Genomic DNA, 17,297 nt, shown 5'->3' with positions numbered 1-17,297 from the left:
CCGGATTCAGATCTCGGCGGCGCCGCGGTGCACGGTGACCGGCTCGGCGAGCCGCTGCTCGTCGACGACCTTCTGCAAATTCTCCAGCGTCTCCGCCAGCCCGGGACCGAGCCGGGGCCCGGGGGTGAAGGTGGCGGGCAGGTGCCGCATGCCCTGGATCACCGCGATGGTGTCGTAGTGCACAGTCTCCTCCGGGATCGCCCGGTAGTCCGGCATCCGGTCGAGCACGGCGACCAGCATCCGCTTGAAGACCGTGCGCGCCACGTTGGAGCCGATGCAGCGGTGGATGCCGAGCCCGAAGCTGTAGTGCCGGTTGCCCTTGCGGTCCAGCACCACCTGTTCCGGGTCCTCGAAGACGGCCGGGTCGCGGTTGGCCATGGCCCAGGAGAGCCAGAGCCGCTCGCCCTCCTTGAAGGAGGCGCCCGCCGCATCGAAGTCCTCGGCGACGGTGCGGCCGTCGCCGGGGGCGGGGGTGTAGTAGCGCAGGAACTCCTCGGTGGCGGAGTCCAGCAGCACGTCGCGCTCCCGGCTCAGCTCGGCCCGCTGCTCCGGGTTCTCCGAGAGCCACTCCAGCGCGTGCGCGGTGAGCGCGGTGGTGGTGTCGAAGCCGCCGCCGATGAGCAGGCTGAGCATGCCGAGGATCTCCATGTCCGGCAGCGGCTCGCCGTTCACCTGCGCGGAGGCGACCGCGTGGATCAGCCCCGGCCGCGGGTTCTGCCTGATCTCGGCCAGGTTGGTGAGCAGGTCGATGCCGAGGGCGCGGTGCATCTCCGCGACCCGCGGATAGTCGGGGGAGTCCGGCGGTGTGTAGACGGCGGCGTGCACCGGCTCGTTGTAGATGGTCCACTTGGCCAGCGGGACGCCGAGCATGCCGAGGGTGAGCACGGCGGGCACCACATTCGCCAGCTCGTCGACGAAATCGATGCGGCCGCTCTCGATGTGCTCGTCGATGGCGGCGCGCACCACCTCGTCCACGAACGGGATCCAGCGCTTCACCGCGGCGGGGGAGAGGTAGGGGTTGAGCGCGGAGCGCAGCTCGCGGTGCTCCGGCTCGTCCATCTCCAGGATGCCGCCGCGGATACCGCGGGCGCGCGGGGCGGGCGGGATGGAGATGCCCCGGTACCCCTTCCGCACGCCGTGCGGATCGTGGTCGTTCGAGACGTGCGGGCAGCGCGCGAGCTCGAAGACCTCGCGGTTGCCCGCGGCCACCCAGTGCCCGTCGTAGGTATCGGTCCAGGCGAGCGGGCACTCGCCCTGCATCTCCTCGGTGATCTCCTGGAACTTCTCCCGGTACTCCGGTGCGTACCGGTCGAAGTGGAAGCGGGGCGTCCGGTGGCTCGTGTTCTCCCCGGGGGTCATGGGCCGCCTCCTATTCCGCGACGGAGATCGCGCGCTCGGGGCAGGAGTGCACGGCCTCGCGCACCTGCTCCGCCTGATCCCCCGGGACCTGCTCGGCCACCGGAGTGGAGTGGCCGTCGATGTCACTGAGTTCGAACGACTGCGGGGCGATCATGGCGCACAATGTGTGCCCCTGGCAGCGATCCTGATCGACCTGGACCTTCACGGTGTTTCTCCCTCTCAGATGTGGTAGTCGTACCACTTCAGGTAGCCGCCCGCGTCGACGCGCAGCTGCGTACCGGTGATGAAGCGAGCCTCCTCGGAGGCAAGGAAGAGCACGGCGTCGCTGATGTCCCCGGGTTCGATGTAGGGGATCGGCATGGCCTGCTGGACGCCGAAGGCTGGCTCGGCGTCGGCGCGGGTCGGGTGCTCCAGATCGGGGCGGAACGAGCGGTACATGGGCTCGCTCTGCAGCATGGGGGTGTTGCAGTTGGTCGGGTGGATGACGTTGGCGCGGATGTTCTGCACCGAGATGTGCAGCGCCAGCTGGTGCACGTACTGCGCCAGCCCGCGCTTGGCCACCACGTAGGCGATGCCGCCCGGGTCCTTGCCCGGCTGGTCCACCTTGCCGATGTCCATCAGCGCCGCGACCGAGCCGGTGGCGATGATCGAGGCGCCCGCCTTCAGGTGCGGCAGCGACGCCTGGATGGTGTTGATGACGCCGATCAGGTTGGTGTCGATCACGTCCGACCAGGCCTGCCACTGCGGCTGGCCCTTCATCCCGGCGATCCCGGCCTGGGCCACCACGATGTCCAGCCTGCCGAACTCGGCGATGGCGGTGGCGACGACCTCGCGCAGCCGCGGCGCGTCGCGCACGTCGGCCTGCTCGGCGATGATCCGGCGGCCGGTCTTCTCGACCAGCCGCGCGGTCTCGTCCAGGTCCTCGCGGGTGGCCATCGGGTAGCCGATGGTGTCGATGTCGTGGCAGATGTCGATGGCGACGATGTCGGCGCCCTCCTCCGCCAGCCGGACGGCGTGGCTGCGGCCCTGGCCGCGGGCCGCACCGGTGACGAAGGCGACCTTGCCCTCTACACGTCCCACGGGAATTCCTCTCGTTCGATCTTGCTCAGGTGTTCCGGCCGCCGTTGACCCCGAGGATCTGGCCGGTGATGTAGCCGGCCTCCTCCGAGATCAGGAAGGCACAGGCCGCGGCGATGTCCGCCGGGGTACCGATGCGGCGCACCGGGGTTCGCTTGATGTGGTCCTCGACGGTGCCGCCGAGGCGCCCGCCGTCCTCGTTCTTGCGCAGCATCGGGGTGTCGATGAAGCCGGGCGGCACCGCGTTCACGGTGATGCCGTTGGGGCCGAGCTCCAGCGCCAGCGCCTTGGTGAGCCCGTTGACGGCCGACTTGGCCGCCACGTAGTGCGTCATGAAGGGCTGGCCCGAGTGCGTGCTGGAGGAGGAGATGTTGACGATCCGCCCCCAGCGCTGCTCGAGCATGTCCGGCAGCACGGCCTGCACGCAGTGGAAGACGCCGTGCAGGTTCACGTCGACGACGCGCTTCCATGCCTCGAAGGTGAGGTTCTTGAACTTCTCGAAGCCCTCGAGTCCGGCCGAGTTGACCAGCACGGTGACCGGCCCCAGCTCGGCGCGGATCGTCTCCAGCGCGGCGGCGATCTCCTCCGGCTTCGTGACGTCGGCCTTGAAGCCGAGCTTGTCGTCCTCGGCGGGGGCGAGATCGAGCGTGGCGACCCGGTAGCCGTCGCTCCGCAGCCGCTCGGCGATACCGAGGCCGATGCCGGACGCGCCTCCCGTGACCACAGCGGTTCTCACGCGCGACCCCCGGGTGTAGTCTTCGACACAAGAATCTCCTTTTCGGATGTGAGAACGGTACTCTCGTGGTGTCCGGTTTCGCAAGACGGGCGAGCATCCCGATCGGCGATAGTTGCCACGGCCCGCTGTGCTGAATGTATCATTCTCGCCAAGAGAGAATGTGCTTTCCAGTAGCGAGGAGACGGGATGTCAACGCAGGAACAGGCGGTCGCAGTGGCGCGCCGGCTGCTGATCGATGGGCAGCTGGTCGAGACCGGGCGGACACTTGCCTCGCTCGACCCGGCCACCGGCGAGATCTACGGGTACGCCCCCGAGGCCGGGGTGGCCGAGGTGGACGCGGCGGTCGCCGCCGCGCGGCGCGCCTTCGACGAGACCGATTGGGCCACCAACGCGGAGTTCCGGGCGCACTGCCTGGACCAGCTGCACACGGCGCTGCGCGCGAATCTCGAGGAGCTGCGCGCGCTGACCATCGCCGAGGTGGGCGCGACCAAGGCGCTCACGCACGCGAACCAGCTGGAGACGCCGATCGAGATCGTGCGCTACTACGCGGACCTGCTGAAGAGCTACGACTTCACCGAGGATCTCGGCAATATCGAGGTCCGCGGCCAGCAGCACCACCGCTGGGTGGAGAAGGAGGCGGCGGGCGTGGTCGCCGCCATCGCCGCCTACAATTACCCGCACCAGCTGGCCTTCGCCAAGCTCGCGCCGTCCCTGGCCGCGGGCTGCACCGTCGTGCTCAAGGGCGCCCCGGACACCCCGCTGGCCACCCTCGCGATCGGCGAGATCATCGCGAACCACACCGATATCCCGGCGGGCGTGGTGAACGTCCTCGCCTCCTCCGATATCGAGGTCGGCAAGCGGATGACCACGCACCCCGAAGTGGACGTGGTCACCTTCACCGGCTCCACCCCGGTCGGGCGGCAGATCATGGCCGCGGCCAGCGGCACGCTCAAGAAGGTGTTCCTCGAGCTCGGCGGCAAGTCCGCGGCGATCGTGCTGGACGACGCGGACTTCTCGCTCGCCGCCATGTTCGCCTCGTTCAGCATCGTGACGCACGCGGGCCAGGGCTGCGCGCTCACCACCAGGCTGCTGGTCCCGCGCAAGGACCACGACCGGATGGCGGAGCTGGTGGCGGGGAACTTCGCGCACGTCAAGCACGGCGACCCGAACGATCCGGCCACCTACATGGGCCCGCTGATCAGCGAGCAGCAGCGGGAGAAGGTGGACGGGCTGGTCAAGCGCGCGGTCGAGGCCGGCGCCACCCTGGTGACCGGTGGCGAGAAGCTGAACCCCGGCTTCTTCTACGCGCCGACGCTGCTGGCGAACGTCGACCCGGACAGCGAGATCGCGCAGGAGGAGGTCTTCGGCCCGGTCCTCGCGCTCATCCCGTACGACGATGACGACGACGCCGTGCGGATCGCCAACAACTCCATCTACGGCCTCTCCGGCGCGGTCTTCGGCGCCGACTCCGAGCGCGCCAAGGCGATCGCGCGGCGGATCCGCACCGGCACCTTCAGCATCAACGGCGGCAACTACTTCTCCCCGGACGCGCCGTTCGGCGGGTACAAGCAGTCCGGCATCGGCCGCGAGATGGGCCGGGTCGGGCTGGAGGAATTCCTGCAGCTCAAGACCCTCGCCGAGGTGCTCCCGTGAGCGGGCCGCTGGCGGGCATCAAGGTGCTGGAGGTCGCCATGTACGGCTTCGTCCCCTCGGCGGGCGCGGTGCTCTCGGACTGGGGCGCCGACGTGGTGAAGGTGGAGCACGCGGTGGCGGGCGACCCGCAGCGCGGGCTGCGGCGGGTGGGCGCCTTCACCGTCGAGGGCGACCCGAATCCCAATGTGGAGCACGCCAACCGGGGCAAGCGCAGCGTCGGGATCGACATGTCGGTGGCCGAGGGGCGCGAGGTGATCCTGGAGCTGGCCAAGGGCGCCGACGTCTTCCTGACCAGCTTCCTGCCCTCGGCGCGGACCAAGTTCGGCATCGACGTGGACGACATCCGCGCGGTGAACCCGTCCATCGTCTACGCCAGGGGCAGTGCGCTCGGCCCGCGCGGCACCGAATCGGTGCGCGGCGGGTACGACATGACCGCCTTCTGGTGCCGCGGCGGCGTCGCCGCCACCATCACCCCGCCCGGCACCGACGGCATGATCCAGCCGCCCGGCCCCGCCTTCGGCGACACCATCTCCGGCACCAACCTGGCGGGCGGGATCGCGGCCGCGCTGCTCAAGCGCGAGCGCACCGGCGAGACCTCGGTGGTCGACGTGTCGCTGCTCGGCAGCGGGCTCTGGGCGCTCGGCCACACCATCGCGCTCTCCGCGCACGGCAAGCAGCCGATGGTGGCGCCGAAGCCGGGAACGCACGGCGCGCCGACGAATCCGCTCTCCGGGCTCTACGCCACCTCGGACGGCCGGTTCCTCTCCTTCGTCATGCTGCAGCCCGCCAAGTTCTGGGCCGACGTGGTCCGGCACATCGACCGCCCGGAACTGGCCGACGACCCGCGCTTCGCGGACGCCGCCGCCATCGCGGAGAACACCGCGGCCGGCGTCGCCGTCCTGCGCGAGGCGATCGGCGCGCGCACGCTGGCCGAGTGGACCGAGCGCTTCGCCACCCTCGCCGGGCCGTGGGCGCCGGTGCAGGATTCGCAGCAGCTGCTCTCCGACGGGCAGATCCGGGCCAACGAGTACGTGCTGCCCGCGGGCGAGCTGCAGCTGGTCTCCAGCCCGGTGCAGTTCGACGTGGCCGCGCCGGAGCTGCGGCCGGGGCCGGAGTTCGCGGCCCAGACCGAGGAGGTCCTGCTCGAGCTCGGCTTCGACTGGGATCGCATCATCGCGCTGAAGACCGCGGGCGCGGTCTCCTGACGCCCGAGAGGAGTTGATCATGCCGCACGTCGCGTCGATGGGGACGTACCTGCCGTGCTGGGGGGATCGACACGACCGCGTCGTCGGCGACGACGAGGACGCCGTCACGCTGGCCGTCGAGGCCGGGCGCGCCGCGCTGGCCGGCGGCGAGCCGGTGGAGCGGGTTGTGCTGGTCAGCCGCGAGCTGCCGCTGGTCGGCAGCAGCAACGCGGCGGTACTGCTGGCCGGGCTCGGGCTGGACCCCGAACTCGAGGTGATCGAGCGGCTCGGCGGTGCACCCGCCACGCTGGACGCGCTGAGCTCGGCCCGCCCGCGCACCCTCGTCATCGGGGTCGACCTCGAACCCGCGGGCGCGGCGGCGGCCTGGCTCTCCGATCGGGACGGCGCGCAGGTGCGCACCACGGCGCGGGTCTCCCGCAGCCTGCCGGTGCGCACCCGCAACGAAACCGGCGTGCACGACTACGGCGATCCCCGGCTGCTGCGCGAGCGCGGCCTCGCCGCCTCGCTCTCCGCGGCCTGGCTGGACACCCCGGTCGCGGTGGCCGGGGTCGACCACAAGCAGGCGACCGCGCTCTGCCAGGCCCCGCCGCCGCAGGTGCCGACGCTCGGCGCCTCCGCCGCGCTGTTCGCGCTCGCCACCATGGTCGAGTGGGACGCGGCCGGGCTGCTGGTCGGCGTCGAGCAGGCCAGCCTCTCCGGGGTGACCGTCGTCCCCGGCCCGGTCGCGCTGCACCGGGTCGAGCCGCCGGCCCGGCCGCCGTCGGACGGCACCTTCGAACCCGGCGCCGACCTGCCCATCTCGCTCGCCGCCTACGACCGCGCCTTCGAGGCGAAGGTGCGCTGGGAGGCGGGCAGCCACCCGGGCAGCGACGAGCTGGACTTCCCGCCCCGCTACCGGCTCGGCGCCGACGGCACGCTCGCCACCGACTACACCCTGGTTCCGCTGCCGCGCACCGGCACCGTGTACGCGGAGACCACGGTCCGGATGCCGGTGCCCGGGCTGAAGAGCCCGTACTCGCTGGTCATCGTCGAGCTCGACGGGGTCGGGGTGCGCGCGCTCGCCAAGGTCACCGGCGCCGACGCAGGCACCGCCACCATCGGGGTGCGCGGGCGGATGGTGCTGCGCCGGGTCGCGGAGCGCTCCGGCGTGCCGGACTACGGGTACGCCTTCGAACCCGAAACGGAGAACTCATGAGAAGGGTCGCGGTCGTCGGCGCCGGGATGACGCCGTTCGCCGAGCACTACGCGCTCGGCATCCAGGATCTGCTGCCCATGGCCTTCGCCGAGTGCGCCGCCTCGGTCGACAAGGGCGTGCGGCTCACCGACGTCGAGGCCGCCTGGTTCGGCGCGCTGCGCACCACCGACGGCTTCCCGGCGGGCGTGCTCGCGGACGCGCTCGGCGTGCCCGACCTGCCGGTGACGCACGTCGAGAACTCCTGCGCCACCGGCAACGACGCGGTCCGCAACGCGCTCTACGCCATCGCCTCCGGCGCGGTCGACGTGGCACTCGTGATCGGTGCGGACAAGCTGCGCGAGACCGCCGAGAAGGACATGCTGCGCGAGTGGGAGTCCATGACGCGGCACCGCTCCTGGGACTACCAGCTCGGGCTCTTCGCCCCCGCCGGGTTCGCCCTGCACGTCAACCGCTACCTGTACGAATCACCCGCCACCCGCGAGCACCTCGCCATGGTCGCGGTGAAGAACCACCGGCACGGCGCGACGAACCCCAAGGCGCGGCTGCGCTTCGAGATCAGCATGGAGCAGGCGCTGGCGGCGCCGATCGTCGCCGAGCCGTTCGGCGTCTACGACTGCGTGCCGCAGAGCGACGGCGCCGCCGCGCTCATCCTCGCCGCCGAGGACGTGGTCGACCGCTACACCGACGCGCCCGTCTGGGTGCGCGGGGTCGGGCTCGGGCTGGACACCGTCATGCACCAGCACCGCGCCGACCTCACCACCTTCCAGGCCACCGTCCGCGCCGCGCGCCGCGCCTTCGACATGGCCGGGCTCGGGCCGTCCGACATCGACGTGGCCGAGGTGCACGACTACTTCACCGGCATCGAGCTCATGAGCTACGAGGACCTCGGCTTCGCCGAGCGGCACGAGGGGTACAAGCTGCTCGAAGCGGGGGTGACCTCGGTCGGCGGCGCGCTCCCGGTCAACCCGAGCGGTGGTCTCAAGTGCAAGGGCCATCCGCCGGGCGCCACCGGCGTCGCCCAGTGCGTCGAGCTCTTCGAGCAGCTGCGCGGAACCGCTGTCAACCAGGTCGACGGTGCTCGAATCGGTCTGGCGCACAACCTCGGCGGGCCCACCGCGGTAGCAGCGGTCACGATCCTCGAGGGTCCGGGGCGGTCCTAGCCTCGTGCCCACCGGGCGGCTGTCGCGCTGCCGCCCGGGGCCGGCCGTCCACAGCGACGGGCGTCGCTCTCTGCCACGAACGGGCGCCGCGTTGCCCTGTTCGCGAGCGGGCGCAGCGTTGCTCCCCGCCGCAAGCGGGCACCGCGGGGCTCCGTGCCGCCGGCGGGCGCCGCGCGGCGGTCCGGTCGCAGGCCGGAAATCTCCCCTACACGGGACGAGCCCGGCACCGACAGGTGCCGGGCTCGTCCCGATCGATCAGAGTTCCTCCCAGACGGTGAGCCGCGTCCGCGCGGGATCACCGGCATCCGTCACCGCCATCCGCCCATCCTTGGCGCGTGCCCCGAGCTCGGCCAGCACGGCGGCCGGGTCACCCTCGAGGGTGAAGACCGAGAGGTAGCGCCCCTCGTCGGGACCACCGCGCACGAGCCGGTGCCGTTCGGCGGCGACAACGCCGGGGATGGCGAGCATCTCCGGGATGTGCACCTCGGTGTACCAGCGGTTGTACTCCTCGTCGCGCCCCTCCTTCGGGGTCGCGAACACCATCAGCCGAGCGGGCACCGCGTCACCCGGCCTGGGCGGCGTAGGCGGCGGCGTACGCGGCGCGCGAGGTGGTCGAGATGTCCACGTCGGTGGCGGTGGCGCGCAGCGCGCCGACCGAGGCCCGCTCGCGCGGGATGTGCTGGAAGGGATCCCAGTTGAAGTGCCTGCAGGCATTCTCCCAGGTGATCTTGTTGATATCGGCGTCCGATGCGCCCGCCGCGTCCAGCTCCTCCAGCACGAACTCCGGGGCGTTCGGCCAGATCGAGTCCGAGTGCGGGTAGTCGCACTCCCAGGCGATGTTGTCGATCCCGATGTCGTGCCTGGACTTCAGCGCCGTCCGATCGGTGACGTAGCAGGCGAGCACGTGCTCGCGGAAGACCTCGCTCGGCAGCTTGCCGCCGAAGTCCCTGCGCAGCCAGCGCTGGTTGGTGTAGTGCCGGTCGGAGCGGTCGAGGAAGAACGGAATCCAGCCGACGCCGCCCTCGGAGAGCGCCACCTTGAGCTTGGGGAACTTCCGGAAGGCAGGGCCCCACAGCAGGTCCTGCGCGGCGATCAGCGAGATGCTCGGCGCCAGCACCATGAGGTTGTCGATCGGCGCGTCCGGCGCCAGCCGCAGCACGCCGAAGCCCTGCCCGATGTGCAGGTTCATCACGGTGTCGTTGTCCTGCAGCGCGTTGAAGACCGGCGCCCAGTAGTCGCCGTCGTGGTAGCTGGGCAGGCCGTCGATGTGCGGCAGCTCGGGCATGGTCACCGAGTGGCAGCCGCGGCTCGCCAGCCGCTCGATCTCGGCCACCGCGAGCTGCGGATCCCACATGGGCAGGATGCCGATCGGGATGAAGCGGCCCGGGTAGGCGCCCGCCCAGTCCTCGATGTGCCAGTTGTTGTAGGCCTCGATCATGGCGACGGTGATCTCGTCCTGGCCGCCGCGGCTCAGATGGCCCGCGCTGAACCCGGTGAAGGTCGGGAAGCACATCGAGGCGAGCACGCCGTTGACGTCCATGTCGCGGATGCGAGCGTGCACGTCCCAGACGGCGGGGCGCATCTCGGCGTAGCCCGCCGGGTCCCGGCCCCACTCCTCGGCGGGCCAGGTGACCACGGCGTTCAACCCCGCGACGCCGGTGGGCCGGTCGCGGTAGATCCACTGGTCGATGCCCTTGTCGTTGGGGACGACCTTGGGCACGTACTCCGCGAACTTCTTCGGAACGTGGTTGTCGAACATGTCGAGCGGCTCGACCACATGGTCGTCGATGCTCACCAGAATCAGGTCATCGGGTTTCACGGGACTCCTCGCTCTGTCGTGGACTGTGCCGAGATGGTCGATCTTCCCTCAAGAGAACGGCACTCTCACACCTGGCTCGAGGATACCGCAGGGGAAACGCTGGGTCGATGGTCCGTGGCCCCGCGCCGCCCTTGTTCTGCTGCGGAAGCAGGATTATCCTAAGTGGAGAATGTAATTCTCACGAGGAGGTCGGCATGACCGCACCGACGACCGTCGTCTGGGAGCTCGCGCCGCGCTACCCCCGCTCCGGACCGTACCGCTTGCCTGCGCCGGGTGCGCCGCGCGCGCTCGACACCGCCGAATGCCGCACCCTGCTCGACGAATTCGCCCGGCTCGGTGTGGTCACCGTCGAGGTGTCCGGTGGCGAGCCCACCGGCCGCGCCGACTTCGCCGATCTCGCCGCGCACGCGAGCGCCCGCGGGCTCGGCCTCGCCTTCCACACCGACGGCACCGGGGTCACCCCGGCGCTGGCCAGGCAGCTCGCCGGCGACCACCGGCGCACCGCGCGGGTCGCGCTGGCCGCGCCGACCGAGGCGGCCGACGATGCCGTGCGCGGCCCCGGGGCCTACCGGGCGAGCGTGCGCGCCATGGAGCTGCTCGCCTCCGCCGGGGTCTACGAGTTCGAGGTCGCGGTGCCGCTCACCCGGCACAGCGCCGAGCGGCTGGACGCGCTGCTCGCCGTCGCCGGGATCTTCGGCGCCCGGCTGCGCCTCACCGGCGACCGGCCGCCCGAGGCCGCGCCGGACGCGGCGCAGCGCAGGGCGGTCGCCGCCTGGGTCGCCGAGCACCGTGAGCGGGTGCGCTTCGGCGTGCACCCCACCGGCGATCTCGCCGAGGAGTGCGGCGCGGGCCGCGACATCTGCCTGGTCGACGTCGTCGGCGACGTCTTCGCCTGCCCCGTCGCGCGCGGGGTGCGCCCGCACGGGAACGTCCGCGACGCGGGCGGTTTCGCCGCGGTCGCGCGCAGCCTGGTCCCCGCCGTCTGCCCGGCCGCGCCCGCCGTCGCCCGCCCGGCCTGACGGTCGGGGGTGGGGGAGTGAGCGATTCGCCCGAACCGGGCACCAGCCCCGGCGCGCCCGCCGACGTCACGACGCGGGCAGCGCAATCTCGGCCCGGTGTTGCGGGAGCGGATGTCGGCGTGGCGGATGCCGAGTTCGACGCGGTCCGGGCGGTCGCGGACGCTGTCGCGCGCGGCGCGGGACGGGAGGCGGCCGGGCCGGTGGCGTTCGGCGAACCCCGCCGGTACACCGCCGATCGAGCGGCGGAGGTCGCAGGCATCCCGCCGGCCAGGGCCCGCAGGTTCCTGCGCGCCCTCGGCTACCCGGCGGTGGACGACAGCACCCCCGATTTCGCACCGTCGGACGTCCGCCTGCTGCGGCTGCTCACCGGCTACGTCGACGAAGGGATGGTCGACGAGGCCGAGGCGCTGCACCTGACCGGCGTCCTGGCCAGGGCCATCGCACAGCTGGCCCGGTTGCAGGTCGACATCGTGGCCGGGCAGATGCAGCGCGCCCCGCAGACCGTCGACACCGTCTCCGCGCTGGCCGAGCGGATGCCGGAGGTGCAGTGGCTGCTCGGCCAGCTCTGGCGGCGGCGCCTGGAGGACGCCCTGCACGTGCTCGACCCGGCGGCCGACCCGCCCGCGGGCAGGGACAGCGGGGTCGGCTTCGCCGATGTCGTCGGCTTCACCGAGCTCAGCCGCGATCGCAGGGCCGGTGACCTGGTCCGGGTGGTGGCGCGGTTCGAGCACCGCTCGATCGACGTGGTCGCCGCGTCGGGTGGCAGCGTCGTCAAGCTGCTCGGCGACGAGATCCTGTTCACCGCGGACACTCCCGCCGCGCTCGCCGAGATCGGCATCGGGCTGACCCACGCCTTCGCCGCCGACCCGGACATCCCGGGGCTGCGCGTCGGCGCCGCCTGGGGCCCGGTCATCCGCCAGCTCGGCGATGTCTTCGGCACCACGGTGAACCTGGCCAGCCGCCTCACCGCGCTCGCCGAGCCCGACACGGTGCTGATCGACCCGGCGCTGGCCGAAGCCCTCACGGGCAGCACCGAATTCCGGCTCACCGCGGGCGCTCCCACCGACGTCCGCGGCATCGGCCTGCTCACCCCCGTGCGCCTGGAGCGAGCAGCCGATCAGCTCAGGTAACGCACCAGATGCTGGGCGACGCAGGCCGGTTTCGCCGCCCCCTCGGCGGTGATGGTGACGGTCCGTGACGCCTGCACCCCACCGGCGACCTCGGTGACCGCGGTGAGCGCGACCGTCCCGCGCACCTTGCTCCCCACCGGCACCGGGTCGATGAAGCGCACCTTGTCCAGCCCGTAGTTGATCGCCATCCGCGCCGAGCGCACCGCCATGACCTGCTGCGCGATCGGCGCGAGCAGCGCGAGCGTGAGGAACCCGTGCGCGATGGTGCGCCCGTAGGGCCCGGCGGCGGCCCGCTCGGCGTCCACGTGGATCCACTGGTGATCCCCGGTCGCCTCGGCGAACCGGTCGATCCGCGCCTGATCGATCTCGATCCAGTCGCTGCCGCCGAGTTCGGTGCCGACGGCGGCGCGGAGCGCGTCGAAGTCGGGGAATTCGATCATGAGGGGAAACCTTCCAGGTCGTGGCGCGAGTACGGTGCCCGTCGCGTGGCCGTGCGCCGGGCACCGTACTCGCCCGAGCCGCGGCAGGCCGGCCCCGGGCGCACATGGGGGTGTTCGGAGGAACGCGCCGGGGCCGGGCTCAGCGCAGCTGGTCCTTCATCACCTTGCCGGTGGCGTTGAGCGGCAGCGCATCCAGGAACCGCACCGAGCGCGGCACCTTGTAGCCTGCCATCCGATCCCGGCTCCAGCCGATCAGCTCGTCCTCGGTGAGCGGCGCCGCAGGCACCACGTAGGCCCGCCCGACCTGGCCGAGCCGCTCGTCCGGCACCCCGATCACGGCGGCCTGCGCCACCGCGGGATGCTCCAGCAGGAACCCCTCGATCTCCGCCGGGTAGGCATTGAAGCCGCCGACGATGAACATGTCCTTCTTCCGCCCGACGATCCGCAGCCTGCCGTCCGGGTCCAGCTCACCGAGGTCTCCGGTGTGCAGCCACCCCTCCGGGTCGATCGCCGCGGCGGTGGCCTCGGGATCGTCCAGGTACCCCTGCATGACGTTGTAGCCGCGGACCAGGATCTCGCCGTCATCCGCGATCCGCAGCTCGACCCCGTCGCACGGCTGCCCGACGGTGGTCGCGATCTGCTCGAAGGTGTCGCCGGGGCGGGACGCCGTCGCGGTGCCCGCCTCGGTGAGGCCGTACCCGGTCATGATCGACCGGAACGGCAGCTCCTCGCGCACCCGGCGGATGAGCTCCACCGGGATGTCGGCCGCGCCGGTGACGGCGGCCCGCAGCGAGGAGAGGTCGCGGCTGCCCTTCGCCGCGAGCAGCGAGTGGTAGAGCGTCGGCGGGCCGGGCAGCATGGTGACCCGCTCGCGCTCGACCAGGTCGAGCACGGTGTCGACGTCGAAGACCGGCACCGGCAGGATGGTGGCGCCGCGGATGAGCGAGGCGACCAGCCCGGCCTTGAGCCCGAAGGTGTGGAAGAACGGGTTGACGATCAGGTAGCGGTCGCCCTCCCGCAGATCCGCCAGCTCGCACCACTCCGCGTAGAGCCGCAGCGTCTGCGCGTGGTTCATCAGCGCGCCCTTGGGGCGGCCGGTGGTGCCGGAGGTGAAGATGATGTCGGCGATGTCGGTGCCCGCCACCGGGCGCTCGAACGGCTCCCCGCTGCCGAGGAACTCCGACTTCAGATCGAGCACCGGCACGTCGGCGGTGTACTCGGTGCCCTGGAAACCCTGCTGCACCAGCACCGCCTTCGCCCCGCTGCGCCGGATGACGTCGCGCGCCTCTTCGGCCTTGAACCGGGTGTTCACCGGGACGAGCACGCCGCCCGCGGCCATCAGCCCGAAGGCGGCGACGATCCACTCGGCCGAGTTGGGCGCCCAGACCGCGGCCCGGTCGCCCTTCTCGATGCCGAACGCGGCGAAGGCGCCCGCCGCGCGGCGCACCCGCTCCGCGAGTTCGGTGAAACTCCACCGCAGCTCACCGTCGACGACCGCCTCGGACGAACCGAAGCGGTCGGCGGCGGAGAGCACCATCTGCGGGATGGACTCCCAGGTCATGATGGGTTCTAGACCTTGAGCAGCCGGGCCAGGTTGCCACCCATGATGCCGGCCTGGTGCTCCAGCTTCATGTCCTTGATCTCGTGGATGTAGCGGGCCGGCTCGGCCAGCCCCTCCGGGTGCGGCCAGTCCGAGCCGAAGAGCACGTGGTCGGCGCCCATCACGTCGGAGAGCCGGACCAGGTCCTCCTCCCAGAACGGGGAGACGTAGAGGCTCTGCTTGAGCGCCTCGACCGGGTGGCGGAAGCCGAAGCCCTCCGGCGCCTTCTTGTACACGTCGGAGAGCTGCTGCAGCAGCGGCTCCAGCCAGGCCGAGCCGTTCTCGATGACCGCGATCTTGAGATCCGGGAAGCGGTTCAGCGCGCCGTGGCAGACCCAGGAGGCCACCGCGTCGGTGACCGGCCGCCACTGGTTGGTCATGGCGAAGGTGTTGGTCTGGAAGGGCAGCATCTCCAGGCTGTTCCCCTCCCACTCGGCGTCGTAGCGCGAGTAGCCGCTGTCCGAGGAGTGCATGGTGACCAGCACGTCCAGCTCGACCACGCGCTTCCAGAACGGGTCGAACTCCGGCAGCGCGAACGAGCGCATGCCCTTGTAGCCGGGCACCGGCGCCGGGCGCACCAGGATGGCCTTCGCGCCGTGCTCGACGACGGCCCAGTTCAGCTCGTCGATCGCGCGCTCGACGATGGGCAGGGTGATCACCGGGATGGTGAAGATCCGGTCCGAGTGCACGAAGGCGCCGTCCTGGCCCCAGTCGTCCAGCATCCAGCGGTTCAGCGATTCGACCACCGCGTGGATCAGCTCCGGGTGGTGCCGCATCCGCTCTTCGATCAGGCTGGCCAGGGTCGGGAACATCAGCGCGCGCTGCAGCTGCAGATCGTCCATGACCTTGAGCCGGGCGATCGGGTCACGGAAGGCGTCGATCGCCTTCATGGACTTGCCGAAGATCTCCCTGCGGCTCTTGCCCTCGGGGTTGCCGTGCTTGAAGTACTCCTCCATCGCGCCGGGGCGGGCGACGACCTCGAACGTGGGGTTCGGGATGTACTCGCTGATCTGGCCGAGCACCGCGATCTTCGTGCGGCCGTTGATCTCGACGTACTGGATCGCGCCCTTGTACTGCTCCGGCAGGTACCGGGTCAGCGCTTCCTTCGTCTCGTACAGGTGATTGTCCGCGTCGAAGAGTTGATACGGCAGGTCGACCTTGCTCATGGAATCCTCCTTGTCGTCTAGTGAGAATGATATTCTCTTCAGGAGCGAGTCGCAACGCCCTGAGTGGATGCGAGTTCCCGGCGGACCACGTATTTCTGGATCTTGCCGCTGGGGGTGCGCGGGAAATCCGCGACGACGTGCACCTGCTCCGGCCACTTCTGCTTGGCCAGCCCGGCCGCGGCGAAGTGCGCGCGCAGTGCGTCCAGGTCCGGGGCGGCGTGCCCGGGCAGCAGCCGCAGCACCGCGGCCGCGCGCTCGCCGAGCCGCGGATCGGGTACCGCCACCGCGACCGCCTCGGCCACGCCGGGCAGCGTCAGCAGCAGCTCCTCGACCTCGAGCGCGCTGATGTTCTCGCCGCCGCGGATGATGATGTCGGACTTGCGATCGGTGATGGTCAGGTAGCCGTCCGCGTCGAGCACGCCGATGTCGCCGGTGTGGTACCAGCCGTCGGCGTCGAAGGCCGTCGCGGTGAGCTCCGGGTCGACGTAGCCGAGGCAGAGGTCGGGGCCGCGGCTGATGATCTCGCCGTCCTCGGCCAGCCGGAGCTCGACGCCGGGCAGCGGGTTGCCGTCGGTGTAGAGCCGCTTGTCCTCGGGTGCGCTGTGCAGCGAGCCGGTGATCGAGGGGTGCTCGGTGCTGCCGTACGAGCGGTAGACCGTGATCCCGGCGCTCGCCAGCCTGGTGGTGATCGCGGCGGGCACCGCGGCGCCGCCGAGCCCGGCGTAGCGCATGGCGGGCAGGTGCGCGGGGGTGTGCTCGGGGTGGTCGAGCAGGCTGGTGACGTAGTACGGCACGCCGCCGCCGACGGTGATCCCGTGCGTCGTCATCAGGCCGAGGATGCGGCCGGGGTCCCAGACGTCGATGAGGTGGATCGGCTTGCGGTCGAGCACCGGGATGAGCAGCGCGTTCACCATGCCGATGAAGTGGCCGACCGGGGCGGCGGTGAGCTGGTCGCCGCGGTCGGCGGGGTACCAGGCGGCGAGCTGCCTGGTCTCGTGCACGAGCGTGTTGTGGCTGTGCACGACGCCCTTCGGGGCCCTGGTGGTGCCGGAGGTGAAGGCGATCAGCGCCGGGCCGTCGGGGTCGGTGCCGAGCACGCCGGGCATGGGCTCCGGGTCGAGCAGGTCGTCGAAGTCGCGGCCGACCACGCCGGTGATCGGGACCGCCGCGTAGGGCTCCGGCGGGAACTCCAGGCTGCCGAAGCGCTCCAGCGTGATGAACACCTTCGGCCGGACCGTGTCCAGGATGTAGCCGAGCTCGCGGCGGCCGTAGAAATGCACCACCGGGACGACGGTGGCGCCGAGGACGGCGGAGGCCCAGAAGGTCGCCGCCGCCTCCATCCAGTTCGGCAGCTGGAAGGCGACCACGTCGCCCGGGCCGACCCCGCGCCTGCGCAGCCCGGCCGCGAGCCGCCGCGCGACCTGCTCGACCTCGGCGAAGGTGCCGTCGTAGGGGCGCTCCGTGGAGTGGATCCGGAACGCGGCCCCCGGCGCGGCGGCGAGCCCGTCCGCCAGGAGTTCGCCCAGCGTCTCGCCGGTCCACCAGCCCTGCTCCCGGTAGCGGCGGGCCAGCTCGGGAGGAATCGTGCGCATGGGAGCCCCTTCTCGACCGCATAGCGTTCTCTCGAACAGAGAATCACATTTTCCGGCGGGAGAACAAGCGTGTGGCCTAGGGTGTGGTCGGTAGTTCGTTCCGGGTGGTGCGGCAGCCCCGCGTCCCCCCAGTCCCGACGCCGCCG

General features: G+C 71.4%; 16 protein-coding genes. 6 read left to right on the top strand and 10 right to left on the bottom strand.

The window, feature by feature from the left end; genetic code table 11:
* Positions 1-6 precede the first annotated feature (6 nt).
* Genes ACFO0B_RS09990 through ACFO0B_RS09975 form a run of 4 tightly spaced genes read right to left on the bottom strand, consistent with a single transcriptional unit; the run spans position 7 to position 3,172 of the window.
* Entirely contained in the window at positions 7-1,359 is a 1,353-nt protein-coding gene (locus tag ACFO0B_RS09990) for a cytochrome P450 (protein WP_378612086.1), read from the bottom strand.
* A gap of 10 nt (positions 1,360-1,369) precedes the next feature.
* A complete protein-coding gene (locus tag ACFO0B_RS09985; protein WP_378612085.1) occupies positions 1,370-1,564 on the bottom strand; it encodes a ferredoxin in 195 nt (64 codons plus the stop codon).
* Between the two features lie 14 nt (positions 1,565-1,578).
* Positions 1,579-2,439, bottom strand: coding sequence for a mycofactocin-coupled SDR family oxidoreductase (locus tag ACFO0B_RS09980; protein ID WP_378612084.1), 861 nt, complete (start codon positions 2,437-2,439; stop codon positions 1,579-1,581).
* A 25-nt stretch (positions 2,440-2,464) separates the two neighbouring features.
* Positions 2,465-3,172: an SDR family NAD(P)-dependent oxidoreductase gene (locus tag ACFO0B_RS09975; RefSeq protein WP_378612083.1), complete on the bottom strand. Its 708-nt coding sequence runs from the start codon at positions 3,170-3,172 to the stop codon at positions 2,465-2,467.
* A 186-nt stretch (positions 3,173-3,358) separates the two neighbouring features.
* Between ACFO0B_RS09975 and ACFO0B_RS09970 the strand changes: the two genes are divergently transcribed.
* The 4 genes from ACFO0B_RS09970 to ACFO0B_RS09955 are packed head-to-tail and all read left to right on the top strand — an operon-like array spanning position 3,359 to position 8,385.
* A complete protein-coding gene (locus ACFO0B_RS09970) occupies positions 3,359-4,825 on the top strand; it encodes an aldehyde dehydrogenase family protein (RefSeq protein ID WP_378612081.1) in 1,467 nt (488 codons plus the stop codon).
* Positions 4,822-6,030 (top strand): CaiB/BaiF CoA transferase family protein, encoded by a 1,209-nt coding sequence (locus tag ACFO0B_RS09965; RefSeq protein ID WP_378612079.1) that lies wholly within the window; start codon positions 4,822-4,824, stop codon positions 6,028-6,030. Before ACFO0B_RS09970 ends, ACFO0B_RS09965 begins: the two co-directional genes overlap by 4 nt.
* 19 nt (positions 6,031-6,049) lie before the next feature.
* Complete coding sequence (locus tag ACFO0B_RS09960; RefSeq protein ID WP_378612078.1) at positions 6,050-7,225, top strand: OB-fold domain-containing protein; 1,176 nt, start codon at positions 6,050-6,052, stop codon at positions 7,223-7,225.
* On the top strand, positions 7,222-8,385 hold the full coding sequence (locus ACFO0B_RS09955) for a thiolase C-terminal domain-containing protein (RefSeq protein ID WP_378612077.1): 1,164 nt from the start codon (positions 7,222-7,224) through the stop codon (positions 8,383-8,385). The genes ACFO0B_RS09960 and ACFO0B_RS09955 overlap by 4 nt, the downstream gene beginning before the upstream one ends.
* Before the next feature lie 255 nt (positions 8,386-8,640).
* On the opposite strand, the gene ACFO0B_RS09950 is transcribed toward ACFO0B_RS09955, so the two are convergent.
* Together ACFO0B_RS09950 and ACFO0B_RS09945 are read right to left on the bottom strand one after the other, a co-directional pair.
* Complete coding sequence (locus tag ACFO0B_RS09950; RefSeq protein WP_378612076.1) at positions 8,641-8,943, bottom strand: hypothetical protein; 303 nt, start codon at positions 8,941-8,943, stop codon at positions 8,641-8,643.
* A 4-nt stretch (positions 8,944-8,947) separates the two neighbouring features.
* Positions 8,948-10,204: an amidohydrolase family protein gene (locus ACFO0B_RS09945; protein ID WP_378612074.1), complete on the bottom strand. Its 1,257-nt coding sequence runs from the start codon at positions 10,202-10,204 to the stop codon at positions 8,948-8,950.
* Positions 10,205-10,398: 194 nt separating this feature from the next.
* On the opposite strand from ACFO0B_RS09945, the gene ACFO0B_RS09940 reads away from it, so the two are divergent.
* The gene (locus tag ACFO0B_RS09940; RefSeq protein WP_378612072.1) at positions 10,399-11,223 is read left to right on the top strand and encodes a radical SAM protein; all 825 of its coding nucleotides are present in this window, start codon (positions 10,399-10,401) and stop codon (positions 11,221-11,223) included.
* 17 nt (positions 11,224-11,240) lie between these two features.
* A complete protein-coding gene (locus tag ACFO0B_RS09935; protein ID WP_378612071.1) occupies positions 11,241-12,353 on the top strand; it encodes an adenylate/guanylate cyclase domain-containing protein in 1,113 nt (370 codons plus the stop codon).
* Here ACFO0B_RS09935 and ACFO0B_RS09930 read toward each other — a convergent pair.
* The 4 genes from ACFO0B_RS09930 to ACFO0B_RS09915 all read right to left on the bottom strand — a co-directional run bounded on the left by ACFO0B_RS09930 (position 12,341) and on the right by ACFO0B_RS09915 (position 17,151).
* Positions 12,341-12,793 (bottom strand): MaoC family dehydratase, encoded by a 453-nt coding sequence (locus ACFO0B_RS09930; protein WP_378612070.1) that lies wholly within the window; start codon positions 12,791-12,793, stop codon positions 12,341-12,343. The genes ACFO0B_RS09935 and ACFO0B_RS09930 overlap by 13 nt on opposite strands.
* A gap of 139 nt (positions 12,794-12,932) precedes the next feature.
* Positions 12,933-14,354 carry a FadD3 family acyl-CoA ligase gene (locus ACFO0B_RS09925; protein WP_378612069.1) on the bottom strand — a complete coding sequence of 474 codons (1,422 nt, stop codon included), beginning with the start codon at positions 14,352-14,354 and terminating at the stop codon, positions 12,933-12,935.
* 8 nt (positions 14,355-14,362) lie between these two features.
* Entirely contained in the window at positions 14,363-15,559 is a 1,197-nt protein-coding gene (locus tag ACFO0B_RS09920; RefSeq protein ID WP_378612068.1) for an amidohydrolase family protein, read from the bottom strand.
* A 38-nt stretch (positions 15,560-15,597) separates the two neighbouring features.
* Positions 15,598-17,151, bottom strand: a complete 1,554-nt coding sequence (locus ACFO0B_RS09915; RefSeq protein WP_378612067.1) for an AMP-binding protein — start codon at positions 17,149-17,151, stop codon at positions 15,598-15,600.
* Positions 17,152-17,297: the final 146 nt, after the last annotated feature.

It is taken from the genome of Nocardia jiangsuensis (assembly GCF_042650385.1).
Classification (GTDB): domain Bacteria; phylum Actinomycetota; class Actinomycetes; order Mycobacteriales; family Mycobacteriaceae; genus Nocardia; species Nocardia jiangsuensis.
This window is presented reverse-complemented; position numbering and strand designations above follow the sequence as displayed.

Bases quoted from the DNA above. Each gene is read 5' to 3' on its own strand.
- ACFO0B_RS09990 (WP_378612086.1), bottom strand. From the start codon at position 1,359: ATGACCCCCGGGGAGAACACGAGCCACCGGACGCCCCGCTTCCACTTC.
- ACFO0B_RS09970 (WP_378612081.1), top strand. From the start codon at position 3,359: ATGTCAACGCAGGAACAGGCGGTCGCAGTGGCGCGCCGGCTGCTGATC.
- ACFO0B_RS09960 (WP_378612078.1), top strand. From the start codon at position 6,050: ATGCCGCACGTCGCGTCGATGGGGACGTACCTGCCGTGCTGGGGGGAT.
- ACFO0B_RS09955 (WP_378612077.1), top strand. From the start codon at position 7,222: ATGAGAAGGGTCGCGGTCGTCGGCGCCGGGATGACGCCGTTCGCCGAG.
- ACFO0B_RS09940 (WP_378612072.1), top strand. From the start codon at position 10,399: ATGACCGCACCGACGACCGTCGTCTGGGAGCTCGCGCCGCGCTACCCC.
- ACFO0B_RS09930 (WP_378612070.1), bottom strand. From the start codon at position 12,793: ATGATCGAATTCCCCGACTTCGACGCGCTCCGCGCCGCCGTCGGCACC.
- ACFO0B_RS09925 (WP_378612069.1), bottom strand. From the start codon at position 14,354: ATGACCTGGGAGTCCATCCCGCAGATGGTGCTCTCCGCCGCCGACCGC.
- ACFO0B_RS09920 (WP_378612068.1), bottom strand. From the start codon at position 15,559: ATGAGCAAGGTCGACCTGCCGTATCAACTCTTCGACGCGGACAATCAC.
- ACFO0B_RS09915 (WP_378612067.1), bottom strand. From the start codon at position 17,151: ATGCGCACGATTCCTCCCGAGCTGGCCCGCCGCTACCGGGAGCAGGGC.